Annotated in this window: 8 protein-coding genes; all 8 read left to right on the plus strand. The window is 73.1% G+C overall.

Annotated elements, in window-relative coordinates; genetic code table 11:
• Window positions 1-58 precede the first annotated feature (58 nt).
• Genes M8C13_RS24170 through M8C13_RS24205 form a run of 8 tightly spaced genes read left to right on the plus strand, consistent with a single transcriptional unit; the run spans window position 59 to window position 18,861 of the window.
• Complete coding sequence (locus M8C13_RS24170; protein WP_252482963.1) at window positions 59-6,505, plus strand: non-ribosomal peptide synthetase; 6,447 nt, start codon at window positions 59-61, stop codon at window positions 6,503-6,505.
• Window positions 6,502-11,937 carry a non-ribosomal peptide synthetase gene (locus M8C13_RS24175; protein WP_252482964.1) on the plus strand — a complete coding sequence of 1,812 codons (5,436 nt, stop codon included), beginning with the start codon at window positions 6,502-6,504 and terminating at the stop codon, window positions 11,935-11,937. Before M8C13_RS24170 ends, M8C13_RS24175 begins: the two co-directional genes overlap by 4 nt.
• Window positions 11,934-13,037 carry an epimerase gene (locus tag M8C13_RS24180; RefSeq protein ID WP_252482965.1) on the plus strand — a complete coding sequence of 368 codons (1,104 nt, stop codon included), beginning with the start codon at window positions 11,934-11,936 and terminating at the stop codon, window positions 13,035-13,037. Before M8C13_RS24175 ends, M8C13_RS24180 begins: the two co-directional genes overlap by 4 nt.
• Window positions 13,034-14,113, plus strand: coding sequence for a Gfo/Idh/MocA family oxidoreductase (locus M8C13_RS24185; protein ID WP_252482966.1), 1,080 nt, complete (start codon window positions 13,034-13,036; stop codon window positions 14,111-14,113). Before M8C13_RS24180 ends, M8C13_RS24185 begins: the two co-directional genes overlap by 4 nt.
• Window positions 14,110-15,711, plus strand: a complete 1,602-nt coding sequence (locus M8C13_RS24190) for an ABC transporter substrate-binding protein (RefSeq protein ID WP_252482967.1) — start codon at window positions 14,110-14,112, stop codon at window positions 15,709-15,711. Before M8C13_RS24185 ends, M8C13_RS24190 begins: the two co-directional genes overlap by 4 nt.
• Window positions 15,708-16,655, plus strand: coding sequence for an ABC transporter permease (locus tag M8C13_RS24195; protein WP_252482968.1), 948 nt, complete (start codon window positions 15,708-15,710; stop codon window positions 16,653-16,655). The genes M8C13_RS24190 and M8C13_RS24195 overlap by 4 nt, the downstream gene beginning before the upstream one ends.
• Window positions 16,640-17,434 (plus strand): ABC transporter permease, encoded by a 795-nt coding sequence (locus M8C13_RS24200; protein ID WP_252482969.1) that lies wholly within the window; start codon window positions 16,640-16,642, stop codon window positions 17,432-17,434. Before M8C13_RS24195 ends, M8C13_RS24200 begins: the two co-directional genes overlap by 16 nt.
• Window positions 17,431-18,861 (plus strand): ABC transporter ATP-binding protein, encoded by a 1,431-nt coding sequence (locus tag M8C13_RS24205; protein WP_252482970.1) that lies wholly within the window; start codon window positions 17,431-17,433, stop codon window positions 18,859-18,861. The genes M8C13_RS24200 and M8C13_RS24205 overlap by 4 nt, the downstream gene beginning before the upstream one ends.
• Window positions 18,862-18,867 lie beyond the last annotated feature (6 nt).

An 18,867-nucleotide genomic window follows, 5' to 3' on the forward strand; every position in this document is an offset into this window, starting at 1 on the left:
TTAGGCTGCCCTAAGTACTCACTCTGGTGAGTGACGTCGATGGGGATGGGGTGCCTGTGTGGGCGGGGCGTTGACGCGCGATGCGGTCCGGGAGACGGTCGCCGCGGTGCTGGGGGTGGCGCCGGAGAGCCTGGCGGAGCAGGACGATCTGCTCCAGCTGGGACTGGACTCGATCCGGCTGATGCAGCTGGTCGGGCGGTGGCGGCGATCCGGGATCCGGGTCTCGGCCGCGGAACTGGCCGAGCACCCGACGCTTGGCGAGTGGTGCCGACGCCTTGGCGAGAGTCAGGAAGTGGCCACTCCGGCCGTGGTGCGCGCGGTTGATCCGGCTGCGCCGTTTGGCCTAACCCCGGTGCAGCACGCGTACTGGATCGGTCGGCGGGATGACCAGCGGCTCGGCGGGGTCGGCTGCCACGCCTGCGTGGAGCTGACCGGATCACCGCTGGATGCCGGACGCCTGGAGGCGGCGGTGCGGGCGCTGGCGGCGCGGCATCCGATGCTGCGGGCGCGGTTCCACGAGGACGGCACCCAGCAGGTGTGGCCGGAGAGCCCGTGGCCGGGGCTGACCGTGCGTGATCTCACCGGGCTGGCCGAACCCGTTGCGGCGCTTCGGCTGGCCGAGGTGCGCGAGCAGCTCGGGCACCGGCGGCTGGCGGTGGAGCGGGGCGAGGTGTTCGACGTCCAGCTCAGCCAGCTCGACCGCGGCTCGGTGCTGCACCTCAACATCGACCTGCTGGTCGCCGACGTGCTCAGCATCCAGATCCTGTTGGCCGACCTGGCCGAGCTGTACGCCGGCCGCGGCGAAGCCCTGCCGCCGCTGGACTTCGGCTTCCCGCAGTACCTCGCCCAGCGCGAGGCCACCCGCGCCACCGACCGCGAGCGCGCCAAGGCCTACTGGCAGGACCAGCTGGACGAGCTGCCCGGCGGGCCAGAGCTGCCACTGGCCACCGCCCCGGAAACCGTGCACCGGCCGCGGTTCCGCCGCCGCACCAACCGACTGTCCACAACGGACTGGCAGCGGTTCCAGGAACGGGCGCGTGCCCGCGGGGTCACCGTCGCCATGGCGCTGGCCACCGCCTACGCCGAGGCATTGGGCCGGTGGAGCGCCGCGCCGCGGTTCCTGCTCAACCTGCCGCTGTTCGACCGGCAGCAGTTGCACGCCCAGGTCCCGCACCTGGTCGCCGACTTCACCAACCTGGTGCTGTTACCTGTCGACGTGTCCGCACCACAGTCCTTTGTGGACCGCGCGAAGGCCGTGCAGACCACCTTGCGGCGCAACGCCGAGCACGCCGACTACTCCGGCATCGAGGTGCTGCGCGACCTGGCCAGGGCAGACGCCGGACGGGAGCGCAGCGCGCCGGTGGTCTTCGCCTGCAACCTGGGCGGCGAGTTCATCCCGCCCCGGGTGCGCGCGGAGCTGGGGGAGTGGAGCTGGATGCTGTCCCAGACCCCGCAGGTCTGGCTGGACCACCAGGTCTATGAGGACAACGGCGAGCTGTTGCTGGCCTGGGATGCGGTGGACGAGCTGTTCCCCGAGGGTCTCATTGACGACCTGTTCGACGGTTACACCCGCCTGGTCGGCCACCTCGCCGCGGAGGCCGACACCTGGGACCAGCAAGCGCCACTGGAGCTGCCTGCCGCGCAGCGAGCGGTGCGCCAGGCCGTCAACGCGAGCACCCGGGTCGAGTCCGGCAAACTGCTGCACGAGGACTTCTTCGCCTGGGCTCAACGGGATCCGCGCCGGACCGCGATCCGTGGCGCGGACGGCGACCTGGACTACGGCACGGTCGCCGCCCGCGCGCTGCGCCTGGCCGCCTGGCTGACCGCCACCGGGGTGTGCGCCGGTGACCCGGTCGCGGTGACCCTGCCCAAGGGCGCGGACCAGATCATCGGTGTGCTCGGGGTGCTCGCCGCGGGCGGCATGTACGTGCCGATCGGGGTGGACCAGCCGCCGCTGCGCCGCGCGCGAATCCTGGCCAGGGCCGGGGTTTCCGTCACGGTGGACGCCGCCGCGCTCACCGCCGCCGCCGGGTGCATGCCACTGCCCGCGCCGGTCGGGCTGGCCGGGGACGCCTCCGCGTACGTGATCTTCACCTCCGGCTCGACCGGGGAACCCAAGGGTGTCGAGGTGTCGCACCGGGCCGCGGTGAACACCGTCGAGGAGGTCAACGAGCGCTTCGACATCGGCCCCGGCGACCGGGTGCTCGCGGTGTCCGCACTGGACTTCGACCTCTCCGTGTACGACATCTTCGGGCCGCTCGCCGCCGGCGGCTCGATCGTCACCATCACCGAGGACGAACGCCGGGACGCCGCTCGCTGGGCGGAACTGGTGCGACGGCACGGGATCACGGTGTGGAACACGGTGCCCGCCCTGCTGGACATGCTGCTGGTCGCGGCGGGGGAGCGCGGGCTGCGGGACAGTTTGCGGCTTGCCCTGGTCTCCGGGGACTGGGTGGGCCTGGACCTCCAGCCCCGGCTGAGCGCGGCCAGCGACGGGCACTGCCTGCTGGTCGCCCTCGGCGGCGCCACCGAGGCGGCGATCTGGTCCAACGCGCTGGAGATCGAGCGGGTGCCCGCCGAGTGGGTGTCGGTGCCCTACGGCTTCCCGTTGCGCAACCAGCGTTACCGGGTGGTCGACGAGAGCGGCCGGGACCGGCCGGACTGGGTGCCCGGTGAGCTGTGGATCGGCGGCGCGGGGGTGGCCACCGGCTACCGCGGTGATGCCGAGCTGACCGCGAAGTCCTTTGTGGAATATGACGGAGGACGCTGGTACCGCACCGGTGACCTGGGCCGGTACTGGCCGGACGGCACCCTGGAGTTCCTCGGCCGGGCCGACCACCAGGTCAAGATCCGCGGCCACCGGATCGAGCTGGGCGAGGTCGAGCACGCTCTGGAGCAGTGCGCCGGGGTGCGGCGCGCGGTGGTGACGCCGAGCGCGGACCGCCGCCGCCTGCTCGCCGCGATCACTGCGGAGTCCAAAGTGGACACCGCTGAAGTGCTGGCGTCCGTGGCCGAACGACTGCCCGCGCACATGGTGCCCGACCTGCTGGTGGTGCTGCCGGAGCTCCCGCTCACCGGCAACGGCAAGATCGACCGCGCCCGGGTGTGCCGCGAGCTCACCGCGCACGCCGCGCCGGAGCAGCTGCTCACCCCGCCGCAGGGGGAGACCGAGATCGCGGTGGCCGCGGTGTGGGCCGAGGTGCTCGGGGTCGATGCGATCGGTCGCGAGTCCGACTTCTTCCTGCTCGGCGGGGACAGCCTGGTCGCCACCCGGCTGATCGCCCGGCTGGCCGCGGCCGGGTTCGCCGACGCCGGACTGGACCGGCTCTTCGGCAACCCCCGGCTCGCCGACTTCGCCGCCACCGTCCACAGTGGCCGGACCGAGGACGAGCCTTCGGTTGCGCTGCGGCCCGACCCGGCCAACCGGCACGAACCCTTCCCGTGCACCGACGTGCAGCGCGCCTACCTGCTCGGCCGCAGCGGCGAGTTCGTGCTCGGCGGGGTCGGCGCGCACTCCTACTTCGAGTTCGACGGCGTGGACGTGGACCCCGAACGCCTGGCCCAGGTGTGGAACCGGCTGATCCGGCGGCACGAGATGCTGCGCGCGGTCTTCGACGCCGACGGCCGCCAGCGCGTCCTGGCCGAGGTGCCCCGCTTCACCATCGAGGTCACCGAGGCCGGGACCGACGAGCAGGCCGCGCTGGCCGCACTGCGCGAGGAGCTGTCACACCGGGTCACCGACCTTTCCACCTGGCCGCTGTTCGACATCCGCGCAGTCCGGCACGGCGGCAACCGGCTGCGCATCGGCATCAGCCTGGACAACATCGTCTTCGACGGCATGAGCACCTTCATCGTGCTCTCCGAGGCGGCCAGGCTCTACGTCGACCCGGACGCCGAACTGTCCACAGTGGACGTCTCCTTCCGGGACTACCTGCTCGCGGTGGAAGGCGTGGACCTGGCCAGGCAGTCCTCTGTGGACTACTGGCTGGACCGGCTGCCCGCGCTGCCCGCCGCCCCGCAGCTGCCACTGGCCGTGGACCCGGCGACCGTGGTGCGACCGCGGTTCACCCGCCGCTCCGCCCGGCTGCCCGCGCGGGACTGGCAGCGGATCAAGGACCTCGCCCGCGCGCACCGCCTCACCCCGTCCGCGGTGCTGCTGCACTGCTACGCCGAGGTGCTGGCCGCCTGGAGCGCGCAGCAGGAGCTGACGGTCAACCTGACCCTGTTCGACCGCAGGGACCTGCACCCCGACCTGGCCAACATCGTCGGCGACTTCACCTCGCTGGCCCTGTTCGCGCACCGGCCCGAACCCGGGGAGAGCTGGGTCGCCGCGGTGCGCCGCACCCAGGGCCAGCTGGCCAGGGACCTGGAGCACCGGGACTTCTCCGCGGTGCGGGTGCAGCGCGAACTGGCCAGGCGGCTGGGCAGTGTGGCCGCGGCCGCGATGCCGGTGGTGTTCACCAGCGCGCTCGGCCTCGACCAGTCCATGTGGGAGAACCTGGCCGCGGCCCGGCTGGAACAGGTCTGGGCCATCTCGCAGACCCCGCAGGTGTGGCTGGACCAGCAGGTCTACGAGGCCGCGGGCGACCTGGTCTGCCACTGGGACGCGGTGGCCGAGCTGTTCCCGGCCGGGCTGCTGGACGCGATGTTCACCGCCTACCGCGACCTGGTGTGGCGGCTGGCCGAGGATCCGGCGGTCTGGGAGCAGCCGCTGCCGGAGCTGCTGCCCGCCGACCAGCGAACCGTGCGGCAGCGGGTCAACCAGACCGAAGGTCCGGAGCCGGACCGGTTGCTGCACGAGGGTTTCTTCGCCGCGGCCGCGGCAGCGCCGGAGCGGATCGCGCTGTGCTGGGACGGCGGCGAGCTGACCTACCGCGAACTGGCCGAACGTGCGCTGCGGGTGGCCGGGCACCTGGTCGCGGCGGGCGTCCAGCCCGGTGACTCGGTGGCGGTCACCCTGCCCAAGGGGCCGGCGCAGATCACCGCCGTGCTCGGCGCGCTCGCCGCCGGTGGCAGTTACGTGCCGATCGGCGTAGACCACCCGGCGGAGCGCCGGGAGCGGATCCGGCGGATCGCCAACGTGGTCACCAGCCTGGATGAAGAGTCCATTGTGGACGCTCAGCGAGCCGTGCCGCTGCCCGCGCCGATCAGGGTGGACCGCGCGAGCACCGCGTACCTGATCGCCACCTCCGGCTCCACCGGCGAGCCCAAGGGCGTTGAGGTCTCGCACCGGGCCGCGGTCAACACCGTCGAGGACATCAACGAGCGCTTCGGCGTTGGTCCCGAGGACCGGGTGCTCGCGGTGTCGGGGCTGGAGTTCGACCTGTCCGTCTACGACATCTTCGGCCTGCTCGCCGCCGGTGGCGCGCTGGTGCTCATCGGCGAGGAGGAGCGGCGCGAGGCCGGGCGCTGGCTCCAGCTGTGCCGCGAGCACCGGGTCACGGTGTGGAACACGGTGCCCGCGCTGCTGGACATGCTGCTGGTCGCGGGGGAGACCGCGGAGGTCCCGCCGTTGCGGCTGGCCCTGCTCAGCGGTGACTGGGTCGGCCTGGACCTGCCGGCGCGGCTGCGCGCGGTCACCCCCGACTGCCGTCTGGTCGCGCTCGGGGGCGCGACCGAGGCGGCCATCTGGTCCAACGCGCTGACCGTGCGCGAGGTGCCGCGGCACTGGACGTCGGTGCCCTACGGCTTCCCGCTGCGCAACCAGCGCTACCGGGTGGTCGACGAACGCGGCCGGGACCGCCCGGACTGGGCACCCGGTGAACTGTGGATCGGCGGCGTGGGGGTGGCCACCGGTTACCGCGGCGATCCCGAGCGCACCGCGGCCCGGTTCGTCGAGCACGATGGGCAGCGCTGGTACCGCACCGGCGACCTGGGCCGCTACTGGCCGGACGGCACCCTGGAGTTCGTCGGCCGGGTCGACCACCAGGTCAAGATCCGCGGCCACCGGATCGAGCTCGGGGAGGTGGAGGCCGCGATCGAGGCGCATCCGTTGGTGCGCCAGGCGGTGGCCATCGCCCTCGGCGAACGCGGTCAGCAGCGCCTGCACGCCTTCGTGCTGGAGCAGGTGAATCTGGACACCACCGGCATGCACGCCTTCCTCGGTGAACGCCTGCCCGCCTACGCGGTGCCGCCCCGGATCGACCAGGTCGCCGAGTTTCCGTTGACCGCCAACGGAAAGGTCGACCGCAAGGCGCTGGCCCAGCTGGCCGAGGCCACCGGCGACCAGGGCGGTGACGAGCCGAGGGGCGAGCTGGAGACCCGGCTGGCCGCGCTGTGGGTCAGGCTGCTCGGCCTGCCCGGCCTGGGACGGCAGGAGAACTTCTTCGCCCTCGGTGGCGACTCGGTGCTGGCCATGAAGCTGGTCGCCATGGTGCACAACGAGTTCGGCCTTGAGCTGAGCCTGCGCCAGCTCTTCGCCGCCCCCACCATCGCCGCGCTCGCGGCACTCACCCAGACCCAGCAGCTCGACCCTGAGCTGTCCTTCGAAGAAGGTGCCCTGTGACCGCACGCCAACCCGTTGCCGCACTGCTCGCCGAGCTCGGCGCCCTGGGCGTCCGGCTGTGGGCCGACGAGGGGCAGCTGCGCTACCGCGCCCCCGCCGGAGTGCTCACCGGCGACCTGCTCGCCCGGCTGAAGGCGCACAAGAGCACCGTGCTCGCCCACCTCACCGAGCAGGCAGGCGAGGCCGCGCTCACCGCCCGGCCCGAGGAGCGCACCGAACCCTTCCCGCTCACCGACATCCAGGCCGCCTACCTGCTCGGCCGCCAGGACGCCTTCGACTACGGCGGCGTGTCCTGCCACGGCTACCTGGAGCTGACCTTCCCCGACCTGGACCCGGACCGGCTCTCCGCCGCCTGGGCGATCCTGGTGCGCCGCCACGACATGCTCCGCGCGGTCGTGCACCCCGGCGGCTACCAGCAGGTGCTGGCCGAGGTGCCGGACCGTCCGATCAGGACGAACGACCTGCGGGGCAGGCCGGAGACCGAGGTGGCCGAGGCGATCGAGCGCACCAGGATGGCCCTGGCCGACCACATCTACCAGCCGGATCAGTGGCCGCTCTACGACCTGAGGCTCACCCGCGCCGATGACCGCGCGGTGCTGCACATCTCGGTGGACCTGCTCATCGCCGACTACCTCAGCGTCAACCGGCTGCTCACCGAGCTGGGCAGGCTCTACCACCACCCGGACCGGCCGCTGCCCGAGCTGGAGATCACCTTCCGGGACTACGTGCTGGCCGAACGCGCCCTCGGCGACAGCGGCTCCGCGCACGCCGCGGCCCGCGCCCGCGACCACGCCTACTGGTGGGGCCGCATCGACAGCCTGCCCGGCGCGCCCGAGCTGCCCCTGGCCGACAACGCCCGCAGCCGCGGCCGGGCCGAGTTCACCAGGCACCGGATCACACTGTCCACAGTGGAATGGTCCGCGCTGCGCGGCCTGGCCGCCCGGCACGGGGTCACCGCCTCGGCCGCGGTGCTCTCGGTGTTCGCCGAGGTGATCGGCCGGTGGAGCCGCAACCCGCGGTTCACCCTCAACGTCACCCTGCTCAACCGGCTGCCGCTGCACCCGCAGGTGGACCAGCTGATCGGCGACTTCACCTCGGTCAACCTGCTGGAGGTCGACCGCACCGAACCCCGTGACCTGGCCGGGCTCACCCAGGCCCTGCAAGCGAGGCTGTGGGCGGACATGGACCACCGGCTGTGCACCGGCGTGGAGGTGCTCCGCGAGCTGGCCCGCCGCCGCGGCCGGGCCGCCGCGCTGATGCCGGTGGTGTTCACCAGCATGATCGGTCTGGGCGACGACTCTGACGAGGCGCACGCCAACGGCCTGCTCGCCTTGGGCGAACTGGGTTTTGGCATCACCCAGACCCCGCAGGTGTGGATCGACTGTCAGGCCATGGAGGCCAAGGGGCAGCTGCTGCTCAACTGGGACGTGCGCACCGGCCTGTTCCCGGACGGCCTGGTCGAGGACGCCTTCGCCGCCTTCGCCGACCTGCTCCGGAGCCTGGCCGCCGAGGAGACCGCCTGGACCGCGGCCGACCCGATCGCCCTGCCCGCGAGCCAGCGCGCGGTCCGCGAGCGGGTCAACGCCACGACGGCTCCGCTGCCGACTGGATTGCTGCACGAGGACTTCGTGCGGTCGGCACTGTCCACACCGGACGCTCCGGCGCTGTTCGCCGGGGACCGGGTGGTCAGCTTCGGCGAGCTGCTGCGCCAGGCCACCGCGGTCGCCCGGACCGTGCACGCGGCCGGGGGTGGCCGGGTCGCGGTGGTGATGGACAAGGGGATCGAGCAGGTCGCCGCCGTGCTCGGCGTGCTGCTCGGCGGCGGCGCGTACGTGCCGGTGGACACCAACCAGCCCGCCGCCCGTCGCGACCTGGTGCTGGCCGACGCGGGCTGCCGCCTGGTGCTCACCCAGTCCTGGCTCGCCGCCGGCACCTGGCCGGAGACCGTGCAGGTGGTCGCGGTCGACGCGCTCGAACCGGCCGGAACCGTTCTGCCGCAACTGGACACGCATCCGGACGAACTGGCCTACGTCATCTACACCTCCGGCTCCACCGGCACGCCCAAGGGCGTCATGATGAGCCACCGCGCCGTGCTCAACACCGTGCGCGACATCAACCATCGCTTCGCGGTGACCGGCGCGGACCGGGTGCTCGGCCTGGCCGGCCTGGGCTTCGACCTGTCCGTCTACGACATCTTCGGCGTGCTCGGTGCCGGTGGCGCGCTGGTGCTGCCCGCCGCCGACCGCAAGGGGGACCCTTCGCACTGGGCGGAACTTGTTGCCAGGCACGGCGTCACGGTGTGGAACTCGGTGCCCGCGCAGCTGGAGATGCTCCAGCACTACCTGGAGGCCGAACCCGGGGTCGAGCTGCCCAGCCTGCGCACCGCGCTGCTCTCCGGCGACTGGATCCCGGTCACCCTGCCCGACCGGGTGCGCGCCCGCATCCCCCAGCTCCAGCTGACCAGCCTCGGTGGCGCCACCGAGGCCGCCATCTGGTCCATCCACCACCCCATCGGCGAGGTCCCGGCCGGGGTGCGCAGCATCCCCTACGGCACCCCGCTGACCAACCAGACCTTCCACGTGCTCGACCACGCCCTGCGGCCCTGCCCGGACTGGGTGCCCGGTGAGCTGTACATCGGCGGCCATGGCCTCGCCCTCGGCTACCTCGGTGACGCCGAGCGCACCGCGGAACGCTTCCGCAGGCACCCGGTCACCGGGGAACGCCTGTACCGCACCGGTGATCTCGGCCGCTACCGGGAACAGGGCGTGATCGAGTTCCTCGGCCGGGAGGACAACCAGGTCAAGATCCGCGGCCACCGGATCGAGCTGGCCGAGGTGGAGTCCGCGCTGACCACCCACCCGGCCGTCGGCTCGGCCGCCGCACTGGTCGTCGGCGACACCACCTTGGACCGCAGGCTGGTCGCCTTCGCCACCCCGGCCGCCAAGTCCACATCGGACAGTGCACTGCCCGCGGAGCTGGCCGACCGGGCCGCAGCCAGGGCGAACGCGGTGGTCGCCGACCGCGACCCGGACCGCTACGCCGCGTTCACCGCCGCCTTCGACCGGGTCACCCTGCGCATCATGGCCGGGACGCTGCACGACGCCGGATTATTCTCCGCCGGGGCAAGGCACTCCGCCGCCGAAGTGATCGAGGCGCTTGGCGCGGTGCCCCGGCACCACGACCTCGTGCACCGCTGGCTGCACGCGCTCACCGCAGCCGGACTGCTGCACCGCGACGGCGAGCACTACCACGGCCTGCGCGCCGAGGGCGAGACCGACGCTCTCTGGTCCACAGTGGACGAACTCCAGGTCGAGCTCCGCTACGGGCGCGAGCTGGTCGACTACGTGCGGGACAGCGCCGCGCACCTGCCCGCGCTGTTCCGGGACGAGATCGACCCGCTCACCCTGCTGTTCCCGCAGGGCAAGCTCACCGTGGCGGAGGCGATCTACCAGACCAACCTGATCGGCCGGTACATCAACCAGTTCGTGGTGGGCGCGGTCCGGGAGATCGCCGCGGCGCACCAAGGGCCGGAACCGCTGCGGATCCTGGAGGTCGGCGCGGGCATCGGCGGCACCAGCACCGACCTCATCCCGGCGCTGGCCGGGTTCGACGTGCGCTACCGGTTCACCGACCTGTCCCAGTTCTTCCTCACCGAGGCGAGCAAGCGCTACGCCGGCTACCCCTGGGTGGACTACGGGATCTTCGACCTCAACGTGGACCTGGTCCGGCAGGACGTGCGGCCGAACTCGGTGGACGTGGTGCTGTGCGCCAACGTGCTGCACAACGCCAAGCACATCCCGACCGTGCTGGCCCGGCTCCGCGAGGTGCTGCGGCCCGGCGGGCACCTGGTGTTCATCGACGCCACCGGCGACAACCACCCGCTGCTGATCTCCAAGGAGTTCCACGAGGGCCTGACCGGCTATGAGGACCTGCGGCGGCACGACCACCGGGTGTTCCTCTCCGCGCCGGAGTGGCGCGAGCAGCTCGATGGCGTCGGCGCGGAGGTCCTGGCCTGCCTGCCCCGGCCGCAGGACCACTTCCCCGAGGTGGGCCAGCACGTGTTCGTGGCCAGGGTGAAGACCGACCGGCAGCCGGTCACCGAGACCGCGCTGCGCCGCCACCTCGCCGAGCGGCTGCCCGAGCACATGCTGCCCGCCCAGCTGTACATCGTGGACGAGCTGCCGTTGTCCGCCAACGGCAAGCTCGACCGTGCCGCGTTGAAGTCCCGGCTGCCGGTGGAGTCCGGCGCGCCGGAGGCCAGCGCCGAACCGCCGCGCGACGAGTTGGAGACCGCGCTGGCCCAGGTGTGGGCCGAACTGCTCAACCGGGACCGGGTCGGCCGGGACGAGGACTTCTTCGCCCTCGGCGGTGACTCGCTGCTGGCCGCCAAGGTGGTCGGCCGGATGCGCGAGCAGGTCCCCGCGGCCGCCGCCCTTGACTGGGAGACCCAGCTGCGGATCGTGCTGCGCGGCACCACCGTGGCCGACTACGCCGACCACCTCCGCGCCGCGCCCGCCACCACCGGCCAGCACGGCGGTGGCAGTTCGCTGGTCGAGCTGGTGCCGGGCCACGAGGAACCCGCGCTGGTGCTGGTGCACGACGGCAGCGGCACCCTCGCGCCCTACCGCGCCATGGTCGAGCAGCTGCGCCGCGGCGGGCGCACCGTGCTCGGCCTGGAACCGGCAGTGTCCTATGTGGACATTCCGGCGGAGGTGCTGCTGCCCAGGCTGGCCGCCGACTACGCCAGGGAGTTGCGCGCGGCCGGGCACAACCGGGTGGACGTGGTCGGCTACTGCATGGGCGGCCTGCTGGCCACCGAGCTGGCCCGCACCCTCACTGAGTCCGGGACCGAGGTGGACAGCCTCACCGTGATCAGCTGCTACCGCATGCCCTACCGCATCGAGGATCAGCTGCTGCTGGAATATGCCTTCGCCAGGTTGCTGGAGGTCGACCCGGCCCGGCTCGGCTATCCCGAGGACGAGCAGCGGCTCGGCGCGGCCGTGCAGGCCGTGCTCCGGCACAGCCCCGGCCTGCTGCCCGACGGCTGCTTCGCCGCGCTGGACGGCGAGTTCGCCGAGGTCGCCGCCCGGTTCGGCGCGCTGGCCCTGCGCCCGCACGAGCAGCGGCTGGCCGCGATCGGCGCGCTGCTGGCCGAACCGGTCGACCTGGCGGGCAGCTTCGCGGTGTTCGCGCACAGCCTGCGTGCGGTCACCACGTTCGAGGCCGAGCCCTACGCCGGGGACATCACCTTCCTGATGGACCGCGGCGACGTGCACTTCGTGCCCGACCTGCACGCCGGCATGACCGCGTACTGGCAGGAACTGTGCCTCGGCGAGCTGCGGATCGAGGAGATCCCCGGCGACCACTTCACCTGCCTCGGCCCGGCCAACGCCGCCGGTGTGCTCGCCCTGCTGCCAGGGGCGGGCCGGTGATCGGGCTGCTCGGCGCCTCCGGCGCGGTCGGCTCGGCCGCCGCCGAGTTGCTCCCGTTGCCGCTGCGCCTGGGTTTTCGGCGGCGGCCGGCGCAGGTCAGGCCGGGTGCCGAGGTGGTGGAGACGGACATCACGGACGAGGCCCGGCTGGCCGAGTTCTGCCGAGGGTGTACGGTAGTCCTCAACTGCGCTGGCCCGTCCGCCATCCTCGGGGACCGGGTCGCCAGGGCCGCACTGGTCGCCGGCGCGTCCTATGTGGACGCTTTTGGTGATGACGTGGTGCACGAAGCTCTCCGGTCCGCTGTTCTCCCAGTGGACTTCATCGCGGTGCTGTCCGCTGGCACCGTGCCAGGTCTGTCCGGCGTGCTGCCGATTTGGTTGACCCGCAGAGGTATTGCCAGCCTTGACCGGGTGTCGGCGCACGCCGGCGGGCTGGAACGCTGCACGCCAGCCGCCGCGGCCGACATGCTGCTCAGCGTGACCGGGACCGATGGCGCGGGCGGCTCCTACGGGCAGGCACTGGCCGCCTGGCAGGACGGGACGGTGCGGCCAGGGGCGCTGCGGGTCACCGAGGACACCCGGCTGCCGTTCTTCCCGGACCCGGTCACCGTCCAGCCCTACCTCAGCACCGAGGCCCAGCGCCTGGCTCACACCCTCGGCGCGGCCAGGGTGGAGTGGCACACCGTCTTCCCCGGCTCCCGCGCCCGGATGTCCCTGGCCCGCTGGCGCGCCGAACCGCCGAACTCACCGTCCACAATGGACCGCGCCGTGGCCGACCTGGTCACCGCGGCCGAGGTGGACCTGGCCGGTCGCAGCCCGTACTACGTGATCACCGTGCGTGCCGAGGGCCGCACCGCCGACGGCGCCCCGCACCGGGTCACCGCCGTGCTGCGCACCGAGGACAGCTACCGGCTCACCGCCACCGTCGCGGTCGCCGCGGTGGAACAGGTGCTGGCCGGCGCCATCCCGCCGGGCGTGCACTTCGCCGCCCAGGCGCTGGAACCGGAAGTCCTGATCGAGCGGGTTCGTTCCGCTGGCGTGGTCACCGCGCTGGAGGCGATCATCGACACCGGGGCCGAGGACGAGGAGGGCGTGCTGTGAAGGTGGTGGTGGCAGGCGGCTCGTTCGGCCGCTTCTACGCCCGCGGCATCCGGCTCGCCCCGGAGCTCGAGCTGGCCGGCATCCTGGGCAGGGGCGGGCCGCAGTCCACCGCCACCGCCGAGGAGTTCGGCGTGCCGCTCTACGGCAGCGTCGCCGAGGTGCCGGCTGAGGTGCGGATCGCCTGTGTGGTGGTGCGTTCCGGCGTGGTCGGCGGGCGCGGCACCGAGCTCGCGCAGGAGTTCCTGGCCAGGGGAGTGCACGTGCTGCAGGAGCAGCCGGTGCACCAGGACGAGCTGACCGCCTGCCTGAAACTGGCGCGGGCCAACAAGGTCCAGTACCAGCTCAACGCCTTCTACCCGCATGTCGAGCCGATCGCCCGCTTCCTGGCCGCCGCGGCCCGGCTGCGCGCCGCCCAGGAGCCGGTGTTCCTGGACGCCGCGTGCAGCGTGCAGGTCAGCTACCCGATGGTCGAGCTGCTCGGCCGCACCCTGGGCACACTGCGCCCCTGGGCCTGGGAGGCGCTGCCGCAGCCCGGTGCGGAGCTGCGCGCGCTGACCCGGCAGGACCCGCCGTTCCGCCTGGCGCAGGGCGTGCTCGGCGGGGTGCCGGTGACGCTGCGGGTGCAGAACCAGATCAACCCGGACGACCCGGACAACCACGGCCATTTCCTGCACCGCATCGCCTTGGGCATGCCCGGCGGCGTGCTCACCCTGGCCGACACGCACGGCCCGGTGGTCTGGACCCCGAGGCTGCACGCCGACCGGGACGCCCACGGCGCGCTGGAGCTGGCCGGGCCGCGGCTCGCCCTGCCCACCGGCACCCTGCTCGGACCGGTCAGCCCCGGCAGCTACCAGGACGTCTTCAACCAGACCTGGCCCGCCGCCGCGGCCGCCGCCGTGCGCGAGCTGGCCGCCGCGATCGAGGCGGACCGGGACCCGTTGCGGCACGGGCAGTTCACGCTGGGCGCGGTCCGGGCCTGGCAGGACCTCACCGGCCGGCTCGGCCAGCCTGACCTGGTGCGCGGCCAGGATCCCGATCCGGTCACCGCGCACGAACAACTGGGGTGCACGACATGAACGACAGGAGCTTCACGGTGGACAGGAACCTGAGTCGCCGCACAGTGTTGCGCGGCCTCGCCGTGGCTGCCGCGGGGGTGGCCGGCGGGTCGGTGCTGGCCGGATGCTCCGGTGGCCCGGCCACCTCGCCGACGACCACCGCGGGCCCCGCCAAGCCCGGCGGCACCCTGCGCGCCGCGCTGGTCGGCTCCGGCGCGGCCGAGACGCTGCAACCGTTCCAGCAGTCCAGCACCCTGGACACCGCGCGCGCCAAGGCTCTGCACGGCGTGCTCGGCACCCTGGACCCGAACGCCCCCGACGGCGTGCGCTACCAGGTGCTGACCGGCATCGACCGGGCCGCCGACCTGTCCAGCTACACCCTGCGCGTGCGCAAGGGACTGAAGTTCACCGACGGCAGCCCGGTCACCTCCCGCGACGTGCTCGCCTCGCTCGCGCTGGCCGCGAGCACCGGCACCGGGCACTACGTGCGGCTGCTGGCCGACTTCGATCTCGACCGCGCCAGGGCCGACGGGGACGACAAGGTGCTGCTGCCCACCCGCAAGCCCATCGCGGACGGGCACCTGGTGCTGTGCATGGGCACCGCCTACGTGCTCAAGGCGGGCACCACCAACGTGACCAAGGAGCTGCCCACCTGCGGGCCGTTCAAGCTCATCGAGTTCGAGCCCGGCCGCGGCAGCAAGCTGGCCAGGCACGACGGGTTCGCCGGTGACGATCTCAGCCCGCCCCGGCTGGACGGGGTGGAGCTGCTGTCCATCGCCGACCCCGAGGCGCGGCTGAACGCCCTGCGCGGCCACCAGGTCGACTTCGTGCACGACCTGACCCCGGTGCAGGCCAAGGTGCTGGCCACCGACAACAGCGTCCGGGTGCTGGAGTCGGCGATGGCGCTGTCCACCGGCCTGGTCTTCGAGCTGAACCTGGGCCACCAGCCGTTCCAGGACCTGCGGGTGCGGCAGGCGTTCAAGTACGCCATCGACCGACGGTCCATTGTGGACAATGTGTTGTTCGGGCGCGGGCACATCGGCAACGACCTGTTCTCGCTAGGTTTTCCCGACTACGCGGGCGAGGTGGAGCAGCTCAACTACGACCCGGACCGCGCCCGCGCGCTGCTGCGCGAGGCCGGGGCGGCGAACCTGCCGATCACCCTGACCACCGGCCCGGAGACCGCGGGCATGGTGGAGGCGGCGACCCTGGTGGTGGAGCACCTGAGCAAGGTCGGGGTGCGCGCGAAGCTGGACGCCCGCCCGCCGGGGCAGCTGTTCACCGACTACATGGCCTACACCCAGCTGCCGTTCGCGGGCAGCTACTCGGTGGCGGTGCCCGCGATGCTGTACTACCAGTCGCTGTTCACCGCGGGCTCGCCCGGCGGGTTCGGCTGGAACCGGCCCGATGTGGACGCACTCGTCGTGCAGGCCAGGGGCACCGCGGACGCGGGCAAGAGCAAGGCGGCCGCGGTGGCCGCGCAGCGCCTGCTGTGGGCCGAGGGCAACACCATCGTGCCCGCGTTCCGGCCGATGCTGTGCGCGGCCAACCCCAGCGTGGCCCCCGGCGACGGGTTGCTGGAGCAGTACCCCGGCTTCCTGCACACCGGTCTGCGGTGAGCGCGTTCCGTTATGTGCTGCACCGGTTGCTGCCCGCCGCGCTGACCATGGTGGCGCTCTCGATCGCGGTGTTCGCCGCCACCGAGGTGCTGCCGGGCGACGCGGTCGGTGTGGTCGCCGGACCGAACGCCACCCCCGCGCAGCTGGCGCGGGTCCGGGCCGAGCTGGGCCTGGACCGTCCCGCGGTGGACCGGTACCTGGAGTGGGCAGGCGGTGCGCTGCACGGGGATCTCGGACGCTCGCTGATCGGCGGGCGGCCGGTGGCCGACATCCTCGGCGACAGCCTGCCCAACAGCCTGCTGCTGGCCGGGGTGGTGTACGCGCTGCTGATCCCGTTGGCGCTGCTGCTCGGGGTCACCGCGGGGCTGCGGCCGGGCAGCGTGCAGGACCGGCTGATCTCCGGCGCGACCCTGCTCGGCGTGGGCGTGCCCGAGTTCCTCACCGCCGGACTGCTGCTGGCCCTGCTCACCCACACCCTGGGCCTGGTGCCGGGGGTGGCGGTGGTGCCGCTGGGCGGTTCCGCGCTGGACGCCCCGGAGACGCTGGTGCTGCCGGTGCTCACCCTGCTGCTGCTCAGCCTGGCCGCCACCACCCGGCTGATCCGGGCCGCGGTGGCCGGGATCCTGGCCGCGCCGTACCTGGAAACCGCGCGGCTCAACGGGATCCGCGGCCGGCGCCTGGTGCTGCGGCACATCCTGCCGAACACCCTGGCGCCCGCGGTGCAGGTGCTGGCCACCGGCGCGGGCGGCCTGCTCGGCGGCGCGGTGGTGGTGGAGACGGTGTTCAACTACCCGGGCCTCGGCTCGGCGCTGACCACCGCGGTGACCCTGCGCGATGTGCCCACCCTGCAAGGGGTCGCGCTGCTGCTGTGCGCGATCACGTTGCTGGCGCTGCTGTTGGGTGATGTGTGCACCCGGTTGCTCACCCCGTGGGCGGCCTCGTGATCCGCCGCTGGACCGCGTTCTCGGTGTGCGCGCTGGTGGTCGCGGTGGCACTGCTCGGCCCGTTCCTGGGGGCCGGGTCGCCGACCACCCCGGTCGGCGCGCCGTTCCAGCCGCCGGACCACCACTGCCTGCTGGGCACCGACAAGCTCGGCCGGGACGTGCTGACCCGGCTGCTGCACGGCGGTTACCTGGTGCTCGGCCTGTCCGCGCTGGCCACTGTGGTCTCCACCGCGCTCGGCGGGCTGGCCGGGATGCTCGCCGGGCTGTACCCGAACCGCTGGGGCCGGTTGGCGATCCGGGTGCTGGACGCGCTCACCGTGGCCCCGCCGCTGCTGGTGCTGCTGGTGCTGGCGGCCGGATTTCCCGGCTGTGACCTGGTGATCGTGCTGGCCGTGGTGCTCACCACCGCGCCGATGAGCGCCAGGGTGGTGCGCGCGGCGACCAGCGCGGTCGCCGCCCAGGGCTACGTCGAGGTGGCCCGCGCCCGGGGCGACAGCGTGTTCTCCCTGCTGCGGCACGACATCCTGCCCAACATCCGCGGCCAACTGCTCGCCGACGCGGGAGTGCGCTTCGTGGCCGCGATCTACCTCAGCTCCACCGCGGGCTTCCTCGGCCTCGGCCACGGCGCGCCGGCGCCGAACTGGGGCCAGATGGTCGCGGAGAACCTGGCCGGGCTGTCGCTGACCGCCTGGCCGGTGCTCGCGCCCGCGATGCTGTTGGCGGCCTTCGTGATCGGAGTCAACCTGCTGGCCGACCAGTGGGGCAGGGTGGCCACGTGATCGCCTCGGTGACCGACCTGGTGATCACCTGCCCCGCCGGTCGCCGCCTGGTCGACGGGCTGTCCTTCGCGCTGGCCGAGGGAGAGGTGCTCGCGCTGGTCGGCCGCTCCGGCTCGGGCAAGACCACCGCCGCACTCGCCCTGCTCGGCCACCTCCGCCCCGGCCTGTCCGTCCACAGTGGAATCGTCAAGGTGGCCGGAACCGACATGTTCGCTGATCCCTCGGCACACGACCTGCGCGGCCAGGTGATCAGCTATCTCGGCCAGGACCCCAAGGCGGGCCTCAACCCCGCCCGCCGCCTGCGCAACCAGCTCGCCGACACCGCCCGAGACCCGGCCGAGACCACCGCGCTGCTGCACCGGCTGAACCTGCCCGCCGATCCCGGGTTCCTGCGCCGCTACCCGCACCAGGTCTCCGGCGGGCAGGCGCAGCGGATCGCGCTGGCCATCGCGCTGGCGGCGATGCCGAGGCTGCTGGTGCTGGACGAGCCGACCAGCGGGCTGGACGCGCGGCTGGCGGTGGAGTTCCGCGCGGTGCTCCAGGACCACCTGCGCCGCACCAAGGCCGCGGCGGTGGTGATCAGCCACGACGCGAACCTGGTCCGGGACCTGGCGCGGAAGGTGGTGTCGCTGGACCGATCCCCGGCAGAACCAGCCCCGCTCGCACGCCCGGCCGCCGCTCGGCCCGCAGAGCCCGCGCACCCGGCCGCCGCTCGGCCCGCCGTCCCCGGTCAACCGGCCACCGCTCGGCCCGCCCCGGCCGATCGCCCAGCCCCCGCTCCGCCCGCCGCGCCCGCACATCCGGCCGCCCGCTCGCCCCGCCCGCTGCTCAGCGTCCGCGAGCTCTCCGCCACCCACGACCACACCCCGGTCCTCCGCGACCTCTCCTTCGACCTGGCAGCGGGCGAATGCCTGGCTCTCACCGGACCTTCCGGCTCCGGCAAGACCACCGCCGCCCGCTGCCTGGTCGGCCTGCACCGCCCCAGCCGCGGCCGCATCACCCTGCACAGCCCGGCCCCGCGCCGCCGCGCGATCGCCTTGGTGGCGCAGGACTCCCTCGGCGCGCTGAACCCCCGCGAGCCCGTGCGCACCGCGCTGTCCCGCCCGCTGCGCCTGCCCAGGGCCGACCGCGCGGCCGAGGTGACCCGGCTGTTGCGCCGGGTGCACCTGGACCCCGGGCTGGCCGAGCACCGCCCGGCCCGGCTCTCCGGCGGGGAACGCCAGCGGGTCAACCTGGCCAGGGCGCTGGCCGCGGGGCCGGAAGTGCTGGTGTGCGACGAGATCACCTCGGCGCTGGACCCCGGCACCAGGACCGCGATCCTGGACCTGCTCGACGAGTTGCGCGACACCCTCGGCCTGGCCATCGTGCTGATCAGTCACGATGAGGCGGTGGTGGACCGGATGGCCGACCGGGTGGTGCGGCTGTGAATCCGG

The organism is Crossiella sp. SN42, assembly GCF_023897065.1.
In the GTDB taxonomy this organism is placed as follows: Bacteria; Actinomycetota; Actinomycetes; order Mycobacteriales; family Pseudonocardiaceae; genus Crossiella.